Source organism: Loigolactobacillus jiayinensis (assembly GCF_003946445.1).
In the GTDB taxonomy this organism is placed as follows: domain Bacteria; phylum Bacillota; class Bacilli; order Lactobacillales; family Lactobacillaceae; genus Loigolactobacillus; species Loigolactobacillus jiayinensis.
This window is the reverse complement of record NZ_RHOF01000034.1, coordinates 1-22752: the sequence shown is the minus strand read 5'-3', so window position 1 is coordinate 22752 and position 22752 is coordinate 1. Positions and strand designations below refer to the sequence as shown.

Genomic DNA, 22752 nt, shown 5'->3' with positions numbered 1-22752 from the left:
ATAAAGCCAGTTTACTAAAAGATAAGGCCACCGTATAAAAGTTGTTTTAACCGCGGTGGCTCGGTATTGAGCAGCAATCGTTCCAGATAGGAACAAACTATAATTGCGAAAAGGAGGCAATGGTTTGAGCTCGGTTGTTGAAAGAGTCCAAGATGTTGTCCAACCAATCGTGGACAGTCACCATTTCGAATTAGTTGATATTGAATTTGTTAAAGAAGGAAAAAGCTGGTATTTACGGGTTTATATTGATAAACCTGCTGGTATCACTCTTGAAGATTGTGCCATGATCAGTGAAGAAATTAGTGAAACGCTGGATTCAATAGATCCGGACCCGATTCCGCAAGCTTATTATCTAGAAGTTTCATCGCCAGGCGCTGAACGACCTTTGAAAAAGGAAGCTGATTATCAGCGCGCTTTGAACAGTTATGTCCATATTTCGCTGTATCAAGCAGTCGCTGGTGCGAAGATTTATGAAGGAACATTGACGGCGGTAACGCCTGATGAATTAACGTTATCAGTTAAAGTCAAAACCCGGCGTAAGGAATTTACTTTTGCGCGGCAACAAATTGCGCAAGCTAGATTAGCCATCGAATTTTAATCGGGAAGGAAACAGTTAGCATGAGCAAGGAAATGTTAAGTGCCTTGGATGCACTTGAATCTGAAAAAGGCGTTAAAAAAGAAGTTGTGATCGAAGCATTAGAAGCGGCCTTAGCGTCAGCATACAAGCGTAATTATGGTCAAGCACAAAACGTGGAAGTTGAATTTGATAATAAAAAAGGCGACATCCATGTGTATGCGGTCAAGGAAGTGACTGATGAAGTTTTTGATTCACGTTTAGAAGTCAGTTTGAAGGAAGCTTTGACCATCAACGAGGCTTACGAAGTTGGCGATGATATTCGTTTTGAGGTCACACCAAAGGACTTCGGCCGAATTGCCGCCCAAACGGCTAAGCAAGTTATCATGCAGCGAGTACGCGAAGCTGAACGTAATATTATTTACGATCAGTACATTAAGTATGAAAATGAAATCATGCAAGGGGTCGTAGAACGGCGTGATAGTCGGTATATTTACGTTAATTTAGGTAAGATTGAAGCTATTCTTGCTAAAAGTGACCAAATGCCTAACGAACACTACGAACCACATGATCGCATTAAAGTTTATGTTACCAAGGTTGAAAATACGCCTAAGGGCCCACAAGTTTATGTGAGTCGGACCCATCCTGATTTAGTTAAGCGGTTATTTGAACAAGAAGTACCAGAAATTTATGATGGTACTGTAGAAATTGTTTCAATTGCGCGCGAAGCTGGTGATCGGACAAAGATGGCTGTTCGTAGCCATGACGCTAATGTTGACTCAGTTGGTACCTGTGTTGGGCCGCGTGGTCAGCGGGTTCAAGCCATTGTCAATGAATTATCTGGTGAAAACATGGATATCATTGAATGGATGGATGATCCAGCCGAATATATTGCTAACGCGCTGAACCCAGCGCAAGTGGTTAATGTTACATTTGACCCAACCAACGATAAAGCCGTTACAGTGATCGTCCCTGATTATCAACTGTCATTAGCAATTGGTAAACGTGGGCAAAATGCGCGCTTAGCGGCGAAGTTGACGAGCTACAAGATCGATATCAAGTCAGAAACTGAAGCTGATGAATTGGCTAATAAGACTGATGAAACTAGTGATACCACAGAAGCTGCAGTTGCACCAACGGTTCCAGATGAAACTAGTGCTACTGCAGAAGCAGCGGCTGCACCAACAGTTTCCGATGAAACCACAACCAAGTTGCCTGCTGATGAGGTACCAACCGTTCCTGACACGACAACCGTCGACGATTCAGCTGACAATACAGCACCAACTGTCCCTGATGACACCGCTGATGCTAACGATTAATTATCGGAAAAGGAGCTAACTTGAGTATGAAACCAAGAAAAATCCCGATGCGTAAAGATGTCGTCAGTAACGAAATGAAGCCTAAAAAAGAAATGGTGCGCGTCGTTCGTAGTAAGGAAGGCGAAGTAGCCGTTGATCCGACTGGTAAAAAATCTGGTCGTGGCGCTTATGTTTCATTGGAACCAGCGGCAATTGAGGAAGCGGCAAAAAAGCACATCTTAGATAAGGCTTTAAACGCCAGCGTTGACGATGATTTTTATAATGAATTATTAGCTTATGTTAAACATCAAAAAGCCCGCAAAGAACTTTTTGGCGATAAAAATGGAAAATAATCAAAAAGCATTAAACCTGTTAGGATTAAGTTTACGAGCAGGTGCATTGACAATGGGTGAAGGCTTAGTTTTAAAGGCGATCCAACAGCAGAAAGTCATGCTGGTTTTGGTCGCCGCTGATGCTAGTCAAGCCACACGTGATAAATTTAACGCTAAAGGCGAATTTTATCATGTACCGGTGATAACAGCCTTCACAAAACAAGCAATGAGCCAAGCGCTAGGACGTCCACGAACGATTGTTGGTCTGACCGAGCCAGGTTTTGCCCACCGGCTCATTGCCTTACTGAAAACGTAGGGAGCGTGAAGATATGGGTAAAAAACGTATCTACGAATTAGCAAAAGAATTAGATATTCAATCAAAAGTAGTGATTGATCAAGCAAAAAAAGCAGGATTTGATGTCAAGAATCATATGTCCACGATCGATGATGCACAAGAGAAAACCTTGCGCAATGCGATCAGTGGCGGAAAGGTGGCCAATACGCCAAATACTCAGCCGGTGGATCACACCCAAAAGGCAGCGCCAACACACGAACAGGCAGCTCGCCCACAACAACCGACGCGTAACGAACATAGTCATGAAGCACGTCCACAACAGCACAATGAGCGTGAACATAATGACCGTGAGCGCAACCAACCGAACCGTAATTATCAAGGACACAGCAACCAGAATCAACATGGTAATAACAACCATTCACAAAATCGCAATGATCGTTATAACCATAATAATAATAATCACAACAACAAACCGCGAGTTTCTGCAAGTAATAACCGGGTAGCACCGAATCCACAACATCGTGATGATAATCGGGCACCAGTTAATGCTGCTAAACCAATCAGTTCCACTAATAATACGGTTCGTAGTGGTAATAACCGTAATCAAGGTGGCACTGGTAGCAATACTGCTGCTGGTAACCGCAATACTAACAGCCGTTTTGGCAACAATAATAATCGCGGTGGCCGTGGTAGCAGTCGTTTTGGTGGTAATGCTGGCGGCGGTGGTCGTTTCAACAAGAAGCGTAACCGGCGCAATAAACGTCAAAATCATTCAGTCATTCCAGCAACAACGCGTAAAGACCGTGCTTTGCCAGAAGTATTACAATATACTGAAGGCATGAACGTTCAAGATATTGCGAAGTTAATTCACCGTGAACCAGCCGAAATCATCAAAAAATTATTCATGATGGGTGTTATGGTTAATCAAAACCAATCTTTGGAAAAAGATACGATCGAGGTTTTGGCGGCGGATTATGGGATTGAAGCTGAAGAAAAAGTCGAAGTTGATATTTCTGATTTGGACAAATTCTTTGCAGCTGAAGAAGCGAATACCAAGTATCAAGAAAACCGGCCACCAGTAGTAACCATTATGGGCCACGTCGATCATGGTAAAACGACATTGCTGGACAAGTTACGGCATACTAACGTTACTGAAGGCGAAGCTGGCGGGATCACTCAGGCAATTGGTGCTTATCAAGTTAAGTCTAAAGATCGTCAAATCACTTTCTTGGATACACCAGGACATGCGGCCTTCACTGATATGCGGGCGCGCGGTGCTGATGTGACTGATATTATTGTTTTGGTGGTTGCGGCCGATGACGGCGTTATGCCACAGACCATTGAAGCTATCAACCATGCCAAGGCAGCGAATGCACCAATTATTGTTGCGGTTAACAAGATCGATAAGCCTAATGCTAATCCAGACCACGTCATGAAGCAATTGACTGAATACGGCTTGATTCCTGAAGACTGGGGTGGCGAAACCATTTTCGTCCCAATTTCTGCTAAATTCGGTAAGAACTTAGACGAGTTATTGGAAATGATCTTGTTGGAAGCTGACATGTTGGAACTGAAGGCTAACCCGAACCAAAAGGGTGCTGGTACGGTTATCGAAGCTCGTTTGGATAAGGGTAAAGGCGCGGTTGCCTCACTCTTAGTTCAACAAGGGACTTTACGGATCGGTGATCCAATTGTTGTTGGTAATACCTTTGGTCGTGTCCGGGTTATGACTAACGATCGCGGTCGCCGCATCAAGGAAGCTAAGCCATCGACACCAGTTGAAATCACTGGCTTAAGTGATGTACCTGAATCAGCGGATAAATTTATCGTCTTTGAAGATGAAAAAACTGCTCGGGCTGCTGGTGAAGAACGTGCTAAACAAGCTGTTTTGGCACAACGTAATCGGACTAAACATGTTACCTTGGATAACTTATTTGAGACGATGCAAGAAGGTCAACTTAAAGAAGTCGATATCATTATCAAGGCAGACGTTCAAGGTTCTGTTGAAGCTTTAGCCAATAGTTTACAAAAAATTGAGGTTGAAGGCGTCCGTATTAACATTATTCATGAAGCTGTTGGGGCCATCAACGAAAGTGATGTCACCTTAGCTGCTGCTAGTAATGCGGTTATCATTGGTTTCAATGTACGGCCAACACCACGTGCTAAAGACCAAGCAACTACCGAAGATGTTGATATTCGTTTACACAACGTCATTTATAACGCAATCGATGAAGTTGAAACAGCGATGAAGGGCATGCTAGAACCAACTTATCAAGAAAAGGTTATTGGTCAATTGGATGTTCGTCAAACTTATAAAGTTTCTAAAGTTGGGACTATTGCCGGCTTTATCGTTACTTCTGGTTTGGTTAAACGAGATTCTAGTATTCGCTTGATTCGTGACGGAATCGTCATTAATGAAGGCAAAATTGCTAGTTTGAAGCATCTAAAAGACGACGTTAAAGAAGTCAAACAAGGCTTTGAAGGCGGCTTGATGATCGAGAACTACAATAATGTTGAAGACGGTGACCAAATTGAAGTCTACATTATGGAAGAAGTTCCAGTTAAGTAGTTTTTAAACGTCACTAAGTTAACTACCTGTTTTGAGAGTGGAGGTGCGCAATGGCACAATATCGAATTGGCCGCGTTTCGCAAGAAATTCAAAAAGAAACGTCGGACATTTTATTGAAGCGGGTGCGTGATCCCCGGGTCGAAGGGGTCACCATTACTGGTGTCCACGTCACCGGTGATTTACAACAAGCAACGATTTATTACAGTATTCTTTCCGACAAAGCCGGTGACGGTGAAAAAGCGCAACGGGGCTTAGAAAAAGCGACTGGCTTAATTCGGATGGAATTAGGTCAACGGATTCGTTTATTTAAGATTCCTGAGCTAACTTTTGCGCGGGATGAATCAGTTCAATATGGTAGTCGAATCGATGAATTGATCAATCAGTTGCACCGTGAAGAACGTTAATTTTGCTTAAGCAGGGCTAGGGTAGCTTTTTACCTTAGTCCTGCTTTTGCGTTGAACACTAGCTTAGTAAAATAGCTAAGTGTGCTATAATGATTTAGTTTGCAAGTGAATCAGAAGTGCGGAGGAACAATAATGAACGGAATTTTACCACTATATAAACCACGCGGCATGACCAGCCATGATTGTGACGCTCAAATTCGCCACTTGTTACATACAAGACGAGTAGGTCATGGCGGGACGCTTGATCCGAATGTAGACGGCGTTTTGCCGATTTGCATTGGGTCAGCTACTAAAGTTGTCGATTATTTAGTTGCTGGCGGTAAAACGTATCAAGGTGAAGTTACGTTAGGTTTTGCAACAACGACAGAGGATCTAGATGGCGAGGTTGTTGAACAAACACCATTAGCAGCTGCATTTACGCCGACACAAATCGATCAACAAATGGCGGCTTTTATTGGCCCAATCACCCAAATTCCACCAATGTTTTCAGCGGTTAAAGTCAAGGGGCGGCGCTTATACGATTATGCTCGCGCTGGCGAAACGGTGGAACGACCACAGCGGCAGGTAACGATCAGTGCTTTTACCCGGCTGAGTGAGCCTGAATTTGATGCTACAGCTGGTACCCAAAAATTCCGCTTTGAAGTACGCTGTTCTAAGGGAACCTATGTCCGCACCCTAGCTGTCGATTTAGGCCGAAAGTTAGGTGTTGCGGCAGTAATGTCAGCTTTAACGCGTGTCCAGAGTGGTGGCTTTGCTCTGACCGACACCGTTGATCTAGCAACTGTTGCGCAACTATGCGCTGATAATCAATTAGCGACCGTTTTGCGGCCAATGGAATCAGCGTTAAGTGCGTATCCAAAGGCAGAATTAACGGCGGAACAGTGGGATAAAGTCCAGCATGGGGCCTTTTTGCCGCGGGCTGAAGTAACTCCTTTAAATGAAGTGATCGCACTGGTTTATGCAGGTAAGATCAAGGCATTGTATCAACCTCATGCTGAGTATTCCCATCTGTTACAGCCGGTTAAAATGTTTCTAGCTAATGACTAAGAGCAAGTGTTCTAAAATGCGTTCAGTGGCGCGAACACTAATCTGGTTATAAAGAATTTTATTGAGATTGGAGTTTAGGTTAAATGAAGATCGTTCGCATTCATCATCCATATACAGTGGCGCAAATTGTGGCCACGCCCGTTGTCTTAACGTTGGGCTTTTTTGATGGTGTCCATTTAGGTCATCAGGCAGTCATCAAACAAGCGGCAGCTGTTGCCCGTGAACGGCAGATTCCGTTGGCGGTGATGACGTTTAATCAACATCCTGGACTGGTATTTAGCCAGTTAGATTCAGAACAAATGAAATACTTAACGACGCCAACAATGAAAGCCGAATTAATGGCTGCTTTAGGCGTTGATATTTTATATATTGTCGAGTTTACTTCGGCACTTGGTGCGTTGACACCCGTTGAATTTGTTGATCAATATATTGTTGGTTTTCACGCGCAGGTAGCAGTTGCTGGCTTTGATTATACTTTTGGGCCAGAAAAAGCGACAATGCAGGATTTAGTGCAGTATGCACAAGGCCGTTTTGATGTTGTTCAGGTCGCTAAGCAAGAAGCAGCCGCCGCCAAAATTAGTTCAACAGCGATCCGTGCGGCCATCAAGGCTGGGAACGTTGATCAGGCCAATACGTTGTTAGGCTATCCTTACCGCAATGCTGGTGTGGTCGTACACGGTTTAGCGCGCGGACGGACGATTGGTTTCCCAACGCTTAATTTAGCGATTGATCCAGCACAGCACGTTCCTGGCATCGGTATTTACGCCGTGAAAATTGCGCTTGCTGGGCGTTGGTATTTAGGTATGGGCTCAATTGGCCGTAATGTGACCTTTGGCGATAAAAATGCTGTGACAGTGGAGCTGTATGTTTTTGACTTTGACCAAATGGTTTACGGTGAGCAGGTACAAGTGGCCTGGTTTACCCGTTTACGCGGCGAAATCAAATTTGCTGACGCGGCTGGGCTAGTGACGCAACTGCAACAAGACGAGCAGCATAGCCGAGCTTATTTTACCAATCATAGTGGTCAGGTGAGTCTATGACCGGCGCTTATATTCACATTCCATTTTGTGAGCACATTTGTTATTATTGCGATTTTAACAAAGTCTTCCTCGCTGGCCAGCCAGTGGATGATTACGTTGAATGCTTGCTACAAGAAATGCGCTTGGTGACAGCGGCTCATCCGGAGCAGACAATTGACACCCTCTATGTGGGCGGTGGAACACCAACGACCTTGACGCCGACACAATTGGACCGCTTATTAAGTGGTATACAAGAGATTCTGCCGTTCACTGGGCAGGAGTTCACCTGTGAAGCTAATCCCAATGATCTGTTGACAACGGACAAATTATCAGTTTTGCACGAACATGGCGTAAACCGCTTAAGTATTGGCGTACAGTCATTTAATGATGATGTGCTGAAAAAAATTGGTCGTATTCATCGCAGTGCGGATGTCTACACGGCCATTGCCAACGCGCGCAAAGTCGGCTTTGAAAATATTAGCATTGATCTTATTTTTCGCTTACCTGGTCAAAGTATGGCTGATTTTACCGATAGTCTGGACAAAGCAATTGCACTAGATCTACCGCATTATTCGACTTATTCACTTATTTTAGAACGTAAAACGATGTTCTATAATTTAATGCGCCAAGGTAAGTTACACTTGCCATCAGAAGATGTGGAAGCAGATATGTATGAATTAGCGTTGAATAAATTTACTCAAGCTGGGCGACCGCAGTACGAAATTAGTAATTTTGCGAAGCCAGGCTATCAATCGCAACATAACTTAACCTATTGGCGTAATGATAATTACTTTGGTTTCGGTGCCGGGGCCAGCGGTTACTTAGGCAAGGAACGTTACCAAAATTTTGGTCCGATCCAACAATACTTGACGCCGTTACACGCGGGGCATGTGCCTGTATTACAGCGTCATGTGTTGCCACGTAGTGAACAGATTGAGGAAGAAATGTTTCTCGGCTTACGGACAGTCGCTGGGGTCAGTAAAGCCCGTTTTGCCCAAAAATTTGGGTTACCCATGGCGGAACTTTATGGCACAATTATTGCTAAATTAGTTGCGCGGGGGTTATTGGCGGAAGATGCAGAGCATATTCATTTAACTCGCCGTGGTGAGTTCATGGGTAACGAAGTGTTCCAGGCCTTTTTAATGGATGACGAAACCTAGTGTTAGCTGACTAAAAGCACGCTTTAGCTAAGCTTTTGAATCTCAGCTAAAGCGCAAAAATCGCTACCGCAGAAGTGGCGATTTTTTGGTGAAGTCACTTTTCTCCGTCGTAGGACTGATTTTAAAGGAATTTAACGGAAAAACCAGCTGTTGCCTTGACTTAAATGGGTAGAGTTGGTATATTAATAATTGTGTTAGCACTCAAATGTATCAAGTGCTAAAAAGAGGTGGTTCGAATGCTGACCAAGCGACAACTAGTTATCTTAAAGGAAATTGTCCGTTTGTATACTGAAAGTGGTCAGCCTGTCGGTTCGAAAAAGCTACTCGAGCAACTACCTATGCACGTTAGTTCAGCAACCGTTCGTAATGAAATGGTTCGTTTAGAGGATATGGGTTTAATTGAAAAAACACATTTATCTTCCGGACGTATTCCGTCGACCAAGGGTTATCGCTACTACTTGGATCATTTAGTTGAGCCTAGTAGTGTCGCTGCCAGTGATTTAGCCGTGATCGAAACATCATTTGATCAAAGTTATCATCAAATTGATCAAATTATTGCGCAATCGGCGAAAATTTTATCAAGTTTGACGAGCTATACGGCGATTTCATTAGGACCTGAGTTACGTGATTCACGGTTGACTGGTTTTCGTTTAGTGCCATTAGGTGACCAGCAAGTCATGGCAATTTTAGTGACTGATAATGGCGCGGTGGAGAATCAAATCTTCACTTTGCCACATGAGCTGGATAGCGACAGCTTAGAGAAGGCTATTCGAATTATTAATGATCAATTGGTTGGTTTACCGCTAACTGACGTGATCAGACGATTACGTAGTGACATTCCACAATTGTTGGCCCAATATTTAGGGACGCCAACTGGCTTTCTGAATATTTTTGGCAATGTCTTGAAAAAGGCTGCGCAAGAGCGTTTCTATGTCGATGGTAAAATGAATCTGATCAATCCAGCAACCATTAAAAACGTTGACCAATTGAAGTCACTTTATTCATTGGTCGATCAAAATGATGATTTAGCTAAATTGATTGGGATACCAGATCAGACGATTGAAGTCCGCTTAGGCGATGAATTGACCAACAATCTATTGCGTAATTTTAGTTTGATCACCGCCACTTATGATGTTGGTGATCACGGTAAAGGCATGATCGCATTATTAGGACCTACCAGTATGCCATACTCACGGATGATCGGTTTACTTGATGTTTTCCGCGAAGAATTGGCCAAAAAAATAACTGATTATTATACCCATCGCGGGGATGAGTGATCATTGGAGGTGAATTTGTTTGGCTAAAAAGCAACAACCAAATACTGATGATGAATTAGCACAAAAGACAGAATTCCCATCAGAAAAAGATTTAGCAACTAGTACGGCTGCACCTGAAAGTGCAACCAGCACGACGTCAGCTGCCGCAGATTCAGCGACTAGCGCTACGGACGAAGCGACCGAATCTGCAGCGGTCGACCCACAAGCTGAACAGATCAAGACGCTACAAGCTAAGGTAGATGCTACTGAAGATAAATATCTTCGGGCAGAAGCTGAGATTCAAAACATGAATACGCGCTTCAAGAAGGAGCGCGAACAATTGTTGAAGTATGAAGGCCAGGATCTGGTAAAAGATATTCTACCAGTGATCGACAATCTAGAGCGTGCCTTGGCCGTTGAGGTCAATGATAAAAATGGTGAACAATTGAAGAAAGGCGTGCAGATGGTTTATGATCATCTGGAGCGTACTTTAAAAGCTCACCAGGTCATTGAAATTGCGGCTGCCGATCAGGCCTTTGATCCGACCATTCACCAAGCGGTCCAAACCGTGGCGGTGGAAGGTGATCAAAAACCTGATACGATAGTACAGGTATTGCAAAAAGGCTACAAGCTTAAAGACCGCGTTATACGACCAGCAATGGTCGTTGTCGCACAATAAATAAAATTGGTAAAAGAGGTTAGAAATTTATGGCTAAAGTAATTGGTATTGACCTCGGGACGACTAACTCAGCCGTTGCCGTGCTTGAAGGTAACGAACCTAAGATCATCACGAACCCAGAAGGTAATCGTACAACACCATCCGTTGTTTCTTTTAAGAATGGTGAAACTCAGGTCGGTGAAGTGGCTAAACGCCAAGCTATCACCAACCCTAACACAGTAGCTTCAATCAAACGTCACATGGGTGAAGCAGGCTACAAAGTTGAAGTTGACGGCAAATCTTATACACCACAAGAAATTTCCGCGATGATTTTACAATACATCAAGAAATTCTCCGAAGATTACTTAGGTGAAGAAGTCAACGATGCAGTTATTACTGTACCAGCATACTTCAACGACAGCCAACGCCAAGCAACTAAAGACGCTGGTAAAATTGCTGGCTTGAATGTACAACGGATCATCAACGAACCAACTGCTTCCGCCCTAGCGTATGGCCTAGATAAGGCTGATGCTGACGAAAAAATCTTGGTTTATGATTTAGGTGGTGGTACTTTTGATGTTTCCGTCCTTGAATTAGGCGACGGTGTCTTCGAAGTATTGTCAACTAATGGTGATACTAAACTCGGTGGTGATGATTTTGACCAAAAGATCATCGACTGGTTGGTTGCTGAATTCAAAAAAGATAACGGTATTGATTTAGCAAAAGATAAAATGGCCTTACAACGGTTAAAGGATGCCGCTGAAAAAGCTAAGAAAGACTTATCTGGCGTTAACGAAGCTCAAATTAGCTTACCATTTATTTCTGCTGGCGATGCTGGGCCATTACATTTGGAAAAGACTTTGACGCGTGCTAAGTTTGATGAAATGACTGCTGACCTCGTTGCTCGTACTAAGGTACCTTTCGACAACGCTTTGCGCGATGCTAAGTTAAGCTTAGGCGACATCGATAAAGTTATCTTAAATGGTGGTTCTACTCGGATTCCAGCCGTTCAAGAAGCCGTTAAACAATGGACGGGTAAAGACCCAGATCGTTCAATCAACCCTGATGAAGCTGTTGCCTTAGGCGCTGCTGTCCAAGGTGGTGTTATCACTGGTGATGTTAAGGACGTTGTCTTACTTGACGTTACACCATTGTCATTAGGTATCGAAACAATGGGTGGTGTCTTCACTAAGTTGATCGACCGTAACACAACGATCCCAACGAGCAAGTCACAAGTCTTTTCAACTGCTGCTGATAACCAACCAGCTGTTGATATCCATGTTTTACAAGGTGAACGGCCAATGGCAGCGGACGACAAAACACTCGGTCGCTTCCAATTAGCGGACATTCCACCGGCGCCACGTGGCGTACCTCAGATCGAAGTTAAATTCGATATTGATAAGAACGGTATCGTTAACGTTTCAGCTAAAGATATGGGTACGCAAAAAGAACAAAAGATCACGATCAAGAGTTCTTCAGGTTTATCTGATGAAGAAATCGAACGGATGCAAAAAGAAGCCGAAGAAAACGCTGATGCCGATAACAAGAAGAAAGAAGAAGTTGACCTACGTAACGAAGTTGAACAACTTCTCTTCACGACTGATAAGACATTGAAAGAGTTGAAGGGCAAAGTATCTGACGACGAAATCAAACAAGCCGAAGATGCTAAGGAAGCCTTGAAGAAAGCCCAAGAAGAAAACAACTTGGACGACATGAAGGCTAAGCGCGATGATTTGAACAAGATCGTGCAAGACTTGTCCGTTAAAATGTACGAACAAGCAGCTAAAGAACAGCAAGCTAAGAGCGGTGACGCTGGTGCTACTGATCAGGCTGCTGGTGATGCCAAGAAAGATGACGACAACACCGTTGATGGTGACTTTGAAGAAGTCGATCCTGACAAAGACAAGAAATAGCAAGTGCTGAAAAGCGCTTAACGTTCGAACTATAGTTGTACTGCGTTTTATGCAAGCAGCTACTTTGCAGAACGGATTTGTACCATACCTCACAAAAAGCCAAAGCCATTGCGGCTTTTGGCTTTTTGTTTTGATTTATGGTATGCTTGGAAAAGTTTTTAATGTAACGGAGCATAAATTAATTAACATTAATTCAGTGAAAACGTGTTGTGAAATATAAGTGCCTTTTGCAACGCGCTAAATTTCTAGGAGGTTCTTAACACGCATGGCGGATAAAGATTATTATGAGACTTTAGGGGTTAGCCGCGACGCCTCACAAGATGAAATAAAACGCGCCTACCGTAAGCTTTCGAAGAAGTATCATCCTGATTTAAATAAGGCACCAGATGCTGAACAAAAATTTAAGGATATTTCTGAAGCTTATGAAACGATCGGCGATGCTGATAAACGTGCACAATACGACCAATACGGTTCAGCTGGTCCTCAAGGCCAAGGCGGCTTTGGTGGCGGTCAAGGTTTTGGCGGTTTCGGTGGCGGTGGTCAGAGCTTTGGCGGTTTTGACGATATTTTCAGTCAGTTCTTCGGTGGTGGCGGTGGCCAAAGTGCTAATCCAAATGCACCACGTCAAGGCGCAGATCTACAATACCAAATGGATCTCAAGTTTGAAGAAGCAGTTTTTGGTAAGGAAACCACAATTTCCTATTCACGCGAGGCAATGTGCCATACTTGTAATGGGACTGGCGCTAAGCCAGGAACAACACCAGATACTTGTCATAAATGTCATGGCTCCGGCTATATCCAAGTTACGCGGCAAACACCGTTAGGCCGGATGCAGTCCCGTGAAGTCTGTGACGTTTGTCATGGTACTGGTAAAGAAATCAAAGAAAAATGCCCAACTTGTAATGGTTCTGGCCATGAAGAAGAACGGCACAGCGTTAAAGTTAAAGTTCCAGCTGGTGTTGAAGATGGTCAGCAAATGCGGTTATCTGATCAAGGTGAAGCTGGCGAAAACGGTGGCCCTTATGGTGATTTATTTATCGTTTTCCGGGTGGCAGCAAGTAATAAATTTGAACGTGATGGCGCTGAAATTTATTTAGAAGTACCAATCAGCTTTGTTCAGGCAGCCTTAGGTGACGAACTGCAAGTGGATACTGTTAGCGGTAAGGTCAAGCTAAAGGTACCAGCTGGCACACAGACCAATACAACGTTCCGGTTACGCGGCCAAGGTGCACCACGGTTACGTGGTAACGGACGTGGGGACCAACACGTTAAGGTCAAAGTGGTTACACCAAAGCATTTAAATGGTGAACAAAAAGAAGCCTTGAAGGATTTTGCTGTTGCTAGTGGTGACAGTATGACCGAAACAGAAGGTAATTTATTTGATAAATTACGTGACACCTTTAATGGTGGTAAACGTAAGAAATAAGTGATTAAAAGCAAGTGGCTACGGCTACTTGCTTTTTTGATAACAATCAGAATTGCACCAAACGGTTGAGCTTGCTATAATTTAAAGGACAGCTTGCTTTAGCGAGCAAGGAGAAAGTAGGCAAGATAATGGATATTAAAGCGATGCAAGAACGCCAAAAACATATTCGTAATTTTTCGATAGTTGCCCATATCGATCATGGTAAATCGACGTTGGCTGATCGGATTTTAGAATTGACGCATACGATTGCTAAGCGCGATATGGAGGCACAGATCCTTGATACTATGGATCTGGAACGTGAGCGTGGCATCACAATTAAATTAAATGCTGTTGAATTAGCGTACCAGGCTAAAAACGGTCAAACATATACCTTTCATTTGATTGATACGCCAGGCCACGTGGATTTCTCTTATGAAGTTTCTCGTAGCTTAGCAGCCTGTGAAGGTGCTGTTTTGGTGGTAGACGCAGCACAAGGTGTTGAGGCGCAGACCTTAGCTAACGTTTATTTAGCTATTGATAACGACTTAGAAATTATTCCAGTGATCAATAAAATTGATTTACCGGCGGCTGATCCAGAGCGGGTCAAAGCCGAAATTGAAGACGATATCGGTATTGAAGCGCAAGATGCTGTATTAGCCAGCGCAAAACAGGGGATTGGCATTGAAGAAATTTTAGAACGTGTTGTGACCGATATACCAGCGCCAACCGGTGATTTAACGGCACCACTACGCGCATTGATATTTGATTCTGTTTACGACAGTTACCGTGGTGTTGTATTGAACACACGAGTCTTTGAAGGTGTGGTTAAGCCCGGTGACATCATCAAACTAATGCAAAGTGGCAAGACGTTTGAAGTTACTGAAGTCGGTGTGATGTCACCCAAGGCGGTTAAGCGTGAAATGTTGATGGCCGGGGACGTTGGCTATATTACGGCTAGTATTAAAACAATTCAGGATACTGAAGTTGGGGATACAGTTACTTTGGCCAATAATCCTGCAACTGAAGCAATTCAAGGTTACCGGAAAATGACGCCAATGGTTTACTGTGGGCTGTATCCAGTGGACTCGTCAAAATACAATGAATTACGTGAGTCGCTTGAAAAGCTGCGTTTAAACGATGCTGCCTTAACCTTTGACCCTGAAACATCGGAAGCGTTAGGTTTTGGCTTCCGTTGTGGTTTCTTAGGCCTATTGCACATGGATGTTGTTCAGGAGCGCTTGGAGCGTGAATTTGACCTTGATTTGATCACCACGGCGCCATCGGTTATTTATCACATTAATCAAACGGATGGAACTCAGAAAATCGTGGCTAACCCGTCAGAAATGCCAGATCCTGCTTCGATTCGTTCAATTGAAGAACCCTTTGTCCACGCCTCAATTATGGTGCCTAATGATTACGTCGGCGCAGTTATGGAATTATCGCAAAATAAACGTGGCGACTTCGATACCATGGAATATTTAGACAATAATCGAGTCAATGTGATTTATCATTTACCATTATCAGAAATTATTTACGACTTTTTTGATAAATTGAAGTCTAGCACTAAAGGCTACGCATCATTGGATTATCAAATTGAAGGTTATCGTGAAAGTAAATTAGTCAAAATGGATATCTTGCTTAATGGTGAAGCCGTTGATGCTTTAAGTAGCATTGTTTACCAGGATTTTGCGATGAATCGTGGTCGTGAAATCGTCGATAAATTACGGACGATCATCCCGCGGCAACAATTTGAAGTACCCATTCAAGCCGCTATTGGTAATAAAGTTATCGCTCGTACTAACATTAAGGCATTACGTAAAAACGTACTGGCTAAGTGTTACGGCGGTGATATTTCCCGTAAGCGTAAATTATTAGAGAAGCAAAAACGGGGTAAGAAACGCATGAAACAAATCGGTTCCGTTGAAGTGCCGCAAGAAGCCTTCATGGCCGTTTTACGGACTGACGAGGAAGAAACCCATAAGAAATAACGGGTTGCATGAAAATAGTGAAGTCTAAATAGACGATTTGCCAACATAGCTTTTAATCGTTCTGTTGAATTCGCTCAAAGATGTCGACCATGTTGGTTTTTATTTTTTGAGTGACATGTGAATAAGTAGCCAACGTAGTGGAGATTCGAGAATGGCCTAGCCGTTCTTGGATCTCTTTTGGTTTGGCGCCGTTTTCTAAAAGCATAGTGGCATGGGTGTGGCGTAATGAATGAAAATTAAAGGGGATTTTTAATTCTTTTGCGATGTGTGCAGATTTATATTTAATTGAGTTAGGGGTCACGGACTTACCATTCTCATGAGTACAAACAAATGAGTGCAAACAAAATTTAATTCAGTATAATAACCTGCATAGCGGACTCGGGTACTTAATTGCTGTTTGGGTCATTTTTCGCCGCACCGTTTTATATTTTTTCTGCCATGATGATGGCTTCCTAATATGATGGATTTCCAAAAATCGATCATATTGACGGGAATGTATGTTCTTTTGGCTTTTTAAATAAAATCCCTATGGTATGAATAGGGATCAACGTAAGGCTAATAATTGCTTTTTATCTGACCATGTATATATAGTTATGCCTGAATCATAAGCTATTTTTTGGGAAGTATCGGAAGCATTCATTTCTGAGTCGTTATATATGATTGAGTAAGCAATATTTTTCGAAAAATATTCGCTACTATCGTTTATATCTCGATACTTATATGCGCCAATCATGACATCATTTTTAGTGATTCTATTTTGAAAATCAATAATTTTAAAGGGTTTGTCATTTCTTGCGGGAATCACATAATTTAAATTATGTTTTACACCGCTTTTACCTTCAACTGCATAATGAGGCAAACCGCCAAAATCATTTGTTTCAAAATATTTATAAACTTCCTCAAAAAACATCTTATCAATATTACTTTTCTTCGTATAAGCTAAATCACTTACTTTAAGAATTGCAGACGTTAGCCGTTGCTTCATGTTTGGAAAATCGTTAACTGAACCAGAGACAGATAACACATCATCAAGTTGGTCAATTGAGAATTGTCGTTTGATATTATTTATGATACTTTTTCTTGAATCTGATAGGTCTATACCTGATAATTCGAGATCTTCTATTGTAATACCATCATCACTTAACTGTATTCTATTATTTGACAATGATTGTACATAGATACGCATATTATCACCAATGCTGTTAACAAACGGAGTTGTGATTTCGTCAGCAGCGCCAATAGATTTTATTTTGTACTGAGTTCTTAGCCAATTAGCATAGTCGTCCAGCATTTTGTTGGTATTCATTTACTTCACCTCAAATCTTCTTAAACTGTTCTTTGACTTATTTGATTATTAGTCAAATCAAAGTTGTTGAATTTTAAGAACTCTGCAAGAGAGTCTATTATACTATCAGTGATGTTGTAATTAGCGATTTGACTCAGCGGAATTGCAACTTCACCTTGATTATGTTCTTCATCATAAATATGAATATGGGGTGTCGGTACGCCTTCATGTGTTGCACCTATTATATCAACTCTTACCATGATTTCACTAGCTTTATGTAGTAAAACGTAGGATAGATCATTTTGTCTGATATGTCCCTTTCGAGCTTGTATTACTTTAAAAGTTTCTTTTTCGTTAAATATAGCATGACCATTATATATTTCCTGTTTTCCTTGTGCAGCACAGAATAGTTTTTGCTTATTTGTTAGTTTTGGATATCCGTGAATTCTGCGATAGCTGTCATCCTCCAAAATAACACCTCCAATTAAACTATAATTATTCCCCTCCATGGAATCGAACCACAGTGCACCGGTAGGGGATGTTATTAATTTATGCAAATGACGTATTTTTGGCTTTCCAGTCTTCAAGCTTGATATTGACCCAAAAACTGTAGATACCGATCGTGATGATGGTCAGTAGCAGCCATTTGATCCAGTTACCAAATAGACCGATTGCCGAACCATGAAAGCTCATGCGCTTACCGTCGATTACAGTATGATTAATTTTCCAACCGTAGATCATTGTTAGTGCCCACGGGTAGCAAATACCCAACGTAAATACTGTAATGATCATACCAATAAGCGACCAACCAATAAATTGTAATAATCCGCCATCAAAAAATGATGAATGCCCATGTTTTACTTCCATAAAGTCCTCCCAGATAACCTAAGTATTAATTTGCTAATTCTGTTTCGTGATCCTTGGCTTGTTCAAAAGGCTCAGTTTTATAGGTTTTTGACCAAGTTTCTTGCTCTGACGCTGAGTTGGCCTTTAGATTACCCCAAATAGATTGCCTACCTCCTAAGTTGTTTTTATAGTTCTCAGTTAATGCTTTGTTTCTAATCATAATATAACGTTAATCAATAGCTAACACAACTTAATTTAAGTAGGTCATGTCTTCAAATTAAAAATTCAACCGCAACAAAGCAGCATGCTTAGTATTGTTAGTCTAGCTAATAGGTTGGCGCATAAGGGTTGCTGCTTTTTAGCCACTGAGTTAACCGAATAAAAAACAGAACTAGAAGTTGTTTAACTTCTAATTCTGTTTAAAATTAGCTACCAATAAGATTTAAAAGGTGCTTTTTGCACTAATTTAATTAGTTTCTAAAAAATGACGTTAGCCTAAATTTGAAGTGCAACAGCACTGTAAGTTAAAGTGCATGACTATAACCCTTGGCTTGCCTGCAACCAATTTTTGGCAGCGGCAAGTTCTTGTGGGCTTAGCGCGTGGGATTGTTCGGCCTTAAAAACGGTTAAGTCTGCATGTGCGGTAGTTAATGTCTGCGTTAATGCCGCAAAATTTGTTGCGGTAACAATTGGATCTAGGCTACCATACGAGGCCCAAACTTTGATCTCGTTCAAGTCTGGTATTGGTTGATAGTCAGTTAGTTGCATCGGGTGAAATAAAATACCAGTTTTGAATTTTGCTTGCTGGGTTAGCCACGCATGAGTTGCGATGTTGGCACCATTTGAGTAGCCAACGACGATCATGCGCGCAACAGCGAGCTTGTATTTAGCAGCCAGTTCGTCGATTGCAGTCATCAACCAAGTCGTTTCGTTGGCCAAACTAGTGAGATCGAAGTGACCATCCGGGGTGTGAGCAAAGTACCGGGTGCGGCCTTGTTCAGTTAAGCGGCCGCGAATACCCAATAGTGGGCTACCAGGTGCTAATTGTTGTGCAAGCGGGGCTAACTCATCTTCGTAGCCGCCGGTGCCATGGAACATCAAAATTGGTGGCTTAGTGGCAATGCCTGCTCTAAAATAGTGATAATACTTGGGCATATTAATCGACTACTTTCTTGTCTGTGTTGAACGGCACTAAATGAGCTTCAATATCAGCGCGCTGGGCTTCTAGAAATGGCGGTAATTCCAAATGAACACCAGCTTCTTCGTAAGTTTCATCGACTAAAAAGCCAGGACCATCAGTCGCAATTTCAAATAAAACGCCTGGGCCAGGACGGAAGTATTCAGATTTAAAGTAGAAACGGTCAACAAAGCCAGATTGGCGCAAACCAGCTGCAGTAATTTTTTCGATCCAGTCACGTAATTCCTTTTCATCAGCGGTACGAAAAGCTAAATGATGTACGGTACCGTAAGCTTGAACTTCATCGGCGGGTAATTGTTCGTCAGCCACGATCACTTGAGCACCATGACCACCAGAATCAACTTCATATAAGGTTTGTTGGCCTTCAGTCGCTACTTTTTCAAAACCTAATAGGTCGATGAGTACTTTTTCCATTTGGGTAAAGTAGTTGACGGTGATCCGCATTGGGCCTAAGCCGCTAATAGCAAATTCAGCCGGAACGGGGCTGTCACGGTAAGGCGTGCCAGCAGGGACACCATGATTAACTTCGTCGGAAACTAACTGGTAGCGTTCATGATCAAAATCGTAAAAGCGCAACGTTTTAGCACCAAATTCAGTTACGATTGGTTCGTGTTCAATTTGATGATCAGTGAAGCGTTGTTGCCAGTAGGCTAGAGCGGCGTCATTAGGAACGCGGAAACCAATTCGTTCAATGCTATTGCGGCCTTTGTTACCTTGAAATTGGCCTGGAAAATCAAAGAAAGTGATATCAGTGCCAGCTGCGCCACGATCATCGGTAAAATAGAGATGATAAGTGCGAATATCGTCTTGATTGACGGTTTTTTTGATTAAATGTAAACCGAGAATACCAGACATAAAATTGAACATTTTAGGTGAACTGGAAGTAATTGCTGTTAAATGATGTAAACCGAGTAATTTAGCCATGGGTGCGGCCTCCTTGTTTAAATGATTGGCAGTATCATATCATACTTATTTTAAGTAAGTAAGTTTAAATGCTCGAGTTCATGCTAAATATTATGGCTCAGGGAAGCGTGATTATGGGTTGCGCCCAGTAGGCATGCTATACTGACGGTAAGCGCTTTAAAATTGGAGGGATAAAATGACAAAATTAGTAATGATCACCGGTGCTTCAGCTGGGTTAGGTGAACAGTTAGCTTATGCTTTCGCTCACCGCCAAATGCGCTTGCTTCTGATTGGCCGCAATCGGCAGCGTTTAGAAAGAGTTGCCCGTAAGGCTGCTAAGTTGACCACAGCAGGTGTAGCGATTTTAGTGGCTGATCTGGCGGTGGATAATGGTGCGCCAGTTTGGCGTCAGTGTGTGGCTAAATGTGGCTTGCCAGATATCTTGGTCAATAATGCCGCTTTACCTGGTTTTGGTGCAATCAATGGGGTACCAGTTGCCAAGATGCAGCAAGTCTTGCAGTTAAATACTGTAGTACCAATTACACTGAGCCAATTATTTATTCAAGCTCATTATCGAGATCAGCGGTCGAGCTACCTGATCAATCTTGCTTCAGCTGGTGCAGAATTAGCGTTACCGTATGCTGCCATTCATTCAGCAAGTAAGGCCGCCTTGCTGGGATTTGCTCGTAGTAGTCGGTTTGAATTGCGGACAACGCGGATCCATTTAATGACGGTCTTGCCAAGCTTACTGGCTACTGGCCACTTCCAACAACAAACCGTACCCTATTTGCGCGCCAATCAATTGATCATCAAGGCAATGACTGCGAGTCAATTGGTTCCGGCAAAAGTAGCTAAAAAAATCGTGTCCGCTACATTGCAGGGACAACAAATTTTGCGGTTACCAATGGCTTATCAGTGGTTTGCGGCGTTTACTCGCTTAGCGCCTAACATTAGTCGTAAAATTGTTGCTCTACCATACCGGACACGATAAAACTTAACTCTATTTTAGTTTAGTGCTTAATCCCAGAACTTGATCGTTGAATTACCGATATCATGGTGTTCAGGATCGGTTACAAGTTCAACGGTTATTGTGATCGTGCTGTCAGTGGTGATGTGGTTTTTATAGGCTGTTGCAGCTTCAGAACTGGTTTTCTGGAACATTTTTTGAAAGAATTTGGGTAGCTCAGTGATTGGCGCTGTAACATTAACGGTCGCATCAGCGGCGTACAGCTTTAATAATTGAAAAACTTCACTATCAACAATTAAATCATCAACGAAAGCAGGTTGTGCCGCAAACTTTAATTGTAGGGTGTTTGGGCTGATTAATTTGTCGACTCGATCGCCATGTTCTTCGATAACTTGTAAAATGTTCCGTAATTTTCTTTTCAAAAAATCGCCCTCTTCTTTTCTTTGGTTGTCCTAAATATAGCATTTTTTAGGGGTTTTGCAAGTTGTGTGCCGGAAATTAATGGTAAAATGAAAGTGGTTCAACTGTTATGTAAACCGATAATATGACTATTTTTAGTTTCGTTTACAACTTGATGCAAGTACTAGCGACTAGTGATTTAGAAAAGATGGCAATAAATTGTAGAGTAGGAGTGACATCATGCAAAAAATTGGTTTCATTGGTACTGGGGTCATGGGAACAGGCATTATCAATAACTTGCTGAAGGCAAACTTTGCGGTGACGGTGTACAACCGAACTAAGGCGCACGCAGCGACGGTGTTGGCGCATGGCGCAACGTGGGCCGATAGTCCGCGCCAGGTCGCACAAAATAGTGATATTATCTTAACTATGGTTGGCTACCCGCGTGATGTTGAGGCGGTTTACTATGGGGCAGATGGGCTATTTGCTGGCGCTAAAGCTGGTGATATCATAGTCGATATGACTACCAGTACGCCCACATTAGCGCAACGGATTGATGCAACGGCGATCACTCGTGATATTCAGGCACTTGATGCACCAGTTTCCGGTGGGGATGTTGGCGCTAAAAATGGGACATTAACGATCATGGTTGGCGGTGCGCAGTCGACCTATGAGCAGTTGGTCCCTTTATTTAAGGTCATTGGTCAAAGTCATCATTTATTTGGCGCTGCGGGTAAGGGCCAACACGCTAAAATGGCTAATCAGATCATGATCGCCGGTACAATGACTGGCATGACTGAAATGTTGGTTTACGCCAAGCAAGCTGGCTTAGACTTACCAGCTGTGATTGCGACTTTGAGCGCCGGTGGGGCAGCCAATTGGAGTTTGACCAATTATGCGCCGCGGATCTTAGCCCAAGATTACACGCCTGGTTTTTTTGCCAAGCATTTTCTAAAGGATTTACGAATTGCTTTAGCAGAAGCGCAGAAACAAAACCTCGATTTGCCGGCCACTAAAGCAGCCGCGGAATTATATCGGCGCTTAGTTGAAGATGAAGACTTAGGTGATGATGGCACTCAAGCACTGATTAAGTTATGGTGGCCAATTAAATAGACTTATAATGACTACGGCAAAATAACTTGGCGTAGTTTTTATTTGTTGCTGACCAACTTATTTTTAGGCCCAAATTGTCAAATCAAGTGCAACAGTATCGACCTATTCTTATAAATTGGTATA

At 42.6% G+C, this 22752-nt stretch carries 22 protein-coding genes and 1 pseudogene; 16 read left to right on the top strand and 7 right to left on the bottom strand.

Annotation, left to right across the window (positions count from 1 at the left end; translation table 11 throughout):
- Positions 1–124 precede the first annotated feature (124 nt).
- The 14 genes from rimP (at position 125) to lepA (ending at position 15918) form a co-directional block, all read left to right on the top strand.
- Positions 125–598 carry a ribosome maturation factor RimP gene (gene rimP, locus EKM80_RS09445; RefSeq protein WP_125552879.1) on the top strand — a complete coding sequence of 158 codons (474 nt, stop codon included), beginning with the start codon at positions 125–127 and terminating at the stop codon, positions 596–598.
- Between the two features lie 20 nt (positions 599–618).
- A complete protein-coding gene (gene nusA / locus EKM80_RS09440) occupies positions 619–1893 on the top strand; it encodes a transcription termination factor NusA (RefSeq protein ID WP_125552878.1) in 1275 nt (424 codons plus the stop codon).
- A gap of 26 nt (positions 1894–1919) precedes the next feature.
- Positions 1920–2225, top strand: coding sequence for an RNase P modulator RnpM (gene rnpM, locus EKM80_RS09435; protein WP_125552877.1), 306 nt, complete (start codon positions 1920–1922; stop codon positions 2223–2225).
- Positions 2215–2520: a L7Ae/L30e/S12e/Gadd45 family ribosomal protein gene (locus EKM80_RS09430; protein WP_125552876.1), complete on the top strand. Its 306-nt coding sequence runs from the start codon at positions 2215–2217 to the stop codon at positions 2518–2520. The genes rnpM and EKM80_RS09430 overlap by 11 nt, the downstream gene beginning before the upstream one ends.
- Positions 2521–2533: 13 nt before the next feature.
- Positions 2534–5068: a translation initiation factor IF-2 gene (gene infB, locus EKM80_RS09425; protein ID WP_125552875.1), complete on the top strand. Its 2535-nt coding sequence runs from the start codon at positions 2534–2536 to the stop codon at positions 5066–5068.
- 50 nt (positions 5069–5118) lie between these two features.
- Positions 5119–5472: a 30S ribosome-binding factor RbfA gene (rbfA, locus tag EKM80_RS09420; RefSeq protein WP_125552874.1), complete on the top strand. Its 354-nt coding sequence runs from the start codon at positions 5119–5121 to the stop codon at positions 5470–5472.
- A gap of 132 nt (positions 5473–5604) precedes the next feature.
- Positions 5605–6519 carry a tRNA pseudouridine(55) synthase TruB gene (truB, locus tag EKM80_RS09415; RefSeq protein ID WP_125552873.1) on the top strand — a complete coding sequence of 305 codons (915 nt, stop codon included), beginning with the start codon at positions 5605–5607 and terminating at the stop codon, positions 6517–6519.
- A gap of 83 nt (positions 6520–6602) precedes the next feature.
- Positions 6603–7559: a riboflavin biosynthesis protein RibF gene (gene ribF / locus EKM80_RS09410; protein ID WP_125552872.1), complete on the top strand. Its 957-nt coding sequence runs from the start codon at positions 6603–6605 to the stop codon at positions 7557–7559.
- Entirely contained in the window at positions 7556–8698 is a 1143-nt protein-coding gene (gene hemW, locus EKM80_RS09405) for a radical SAM family heme chaperone HemW (protein WP_125552871.1), read from the top strand. The genes ribF and hemW overlap by 4 nt, the downstream gene beginning before the upstream one ends.
- A 236-nt stretch (positions 8699–8934) precedes the next feature.
- Complete coding sequence (gene hrcA / locus EKM80_RS09400; protein WP_125552870.1) at positions 8935–9975, top strand: heat-inducible transcriptional repressor HrcA; 1041 nt, start codon at positions 8935–8937, stop codon at positions 9973–9975.
- Positions 9976–9994: 19 nt separating this feature from the next.
- Complete coding sequence (grpE, locus tag EKM80_RS09395) at positions 9995–10633, top strand: nucleotide exchange factor GrpE (protein WP_125552869.1); 639 nt, start codon at positions 9995–9997, stop codon at positions 10631–10633.
- A 29-nt stretch (positions 10634–10662) separates the two neighbouring features.
- On the top strand, positions 10663–12525 hold the full coding sequence (dnaK, locus tag EKM80_RS09390; protein ID WP_125552868.1) for a molecular chaperone DnaK: 1863 nt from the start codon (positions 10663–10665) through the stop codon (positions 12523–12525).
- Positions 12526–12790: 265 nt separating this feature from the next.
- Positions 12791–13951, top strand: coding sequence for a molecular chaperone DnaJ (gene dnaJ, locus EKM80_RS09385; RefSeq protein WP_125552867.1), 1161 nt, complete (start codon positions 12791–12793; stop codon positions 13949–13951).
- Positions 13952–14079: 128 nt separating this feature from the next.
- Positions 14080–15918 carry a translation elongation factor 4 gene (gene lepA / locus EKM80_RS09380; RefSeq protein ID WP_125552866.1) on the top strand — a complete coding sequence of 613 codons (1839 nt, stop codon included), beginning with the start codon at positions 14080–14082 and terminating at the stop codon, positions 15916–15918.
- Between the two features lie 52 nt (positions 15919–15970).
- Here the strand turns inward: lepA and EKM80_RS09375 are convergent.
- The 6 genes and pseudogenes from EKM80_RS09375 to EKM80_RS09350 all read right to left on the bottom strand — a co-directional run.
- Positions 15971–16249 (bottom strand): annotated as a pseudogene (locus EKM80_RS09375) (tyrosine-type recombinase/integrase); the annotation flags it as partial.
- A gap of 213 nt (positions 16250–16462) precedes the next feature.
- Positions 16463–17224, bottom strand: a complete 762-nt coding sequence (locus tag EKM80_RS09370) for a DUF1828 domain-containing protein (protein WP_125552865.1) — start codon at positions 17222–17224, stop codon at positions 16463–16465.
- Positions 17225–17244: 20 nt separating this feature from the next.
- Positions 17245–17673 carry a DUF6978 family protein gene (locus EKM80_RS09365; protein ID WP_125552864.1) on the bottom strand — a complete coding sequence of 143 codons (429 nt, stop codon included), beginning with the start codon at positions 17671–17673 and terminating at the stop codon, positions 17245–17247.
- Between the two features lie 79 nt (positions 17674–17752).
- A complete protein-coding gene (locus tag EKM80_RS09360) occupies positions 17753–18070 on the bottom strand; it encodes a DUF898 family protein (protein WP_125552863.1) in 318 nt (105 codons plus the stop codon).
- Between the two features lie 516 nt (positions 18071–18586).
- On the bottom strand, positions 18587–19204 hold the full coding sequence (locus tag EKM80_RS09355) for an alpha/beta hydrolase (RefSeq protein ID WP_125552862.1): 618 nt from the start codon (positions 19202–19204) through the stop codon (positions 18587–18589).
- Position 19205: 1 nt separating this feature from the next.
- Entirely contained in the window at positions 19206–20171 is a 966-nt protein-coding gene (locus EKM80_RS09350) for a ring-cleaving dioxygenase (protein WP_125552861.1), read from the bottom strand.
- Positions 20172–20346: 175 nt separating this feature from the next.
- On the opposite strand from EKM80_RS09350, the gene EKM80_RS09345 reads away from it, so the two are divergent.
- Positions 20347–21141 carry an SDR family NAD(P)-dependent oxidoreductase gene (locus EKM80_RS09345; protein ID WP_125552860.1) on the top strand — a complete coding sequence of 265 codons (795 nt, stop codon included), beginning with the start codon at positions 20347–20349 and terminating at the stop codon, positions 21139–21141.
- Positions 21142–21167: 26 nt separating this feature from the next.
- Here EKM80_RS09345 and EKM80_RS09340 read toward each other — a convergent pair whose 3' ends face one another.
- The gene (locus tag EKM80_RS09340; RefSeq protein ID WP_125552859.1) at positions 21168–21539 is read right to left on the bottom strand and encodes a hypothetical protein; all 372 of its coding nucleotides are present in this window, start codon (positions 21537–21539) and stop codon (positions 21168–21170) included.
- A 217-nt stretch (positions 21540–21756) separates the two neighbouring features.
- Here EKM80_RS09340 and EKM80_RS09335 point away from each other — a divergent pair, with 217 nt between their 5' ends.
- A complete protein-coding gene (locus tag EKM80_RS09335; protein WP_125552858.1) occupies positions 21757–22629 on the top strand; it encodes an NAD(P)-dependent oxidoreductase in 873 nt (290 codons plus the stop codon).
- The last annotated feature ends 123 nt before the right edge of the window (positions 22630–22752 follow it).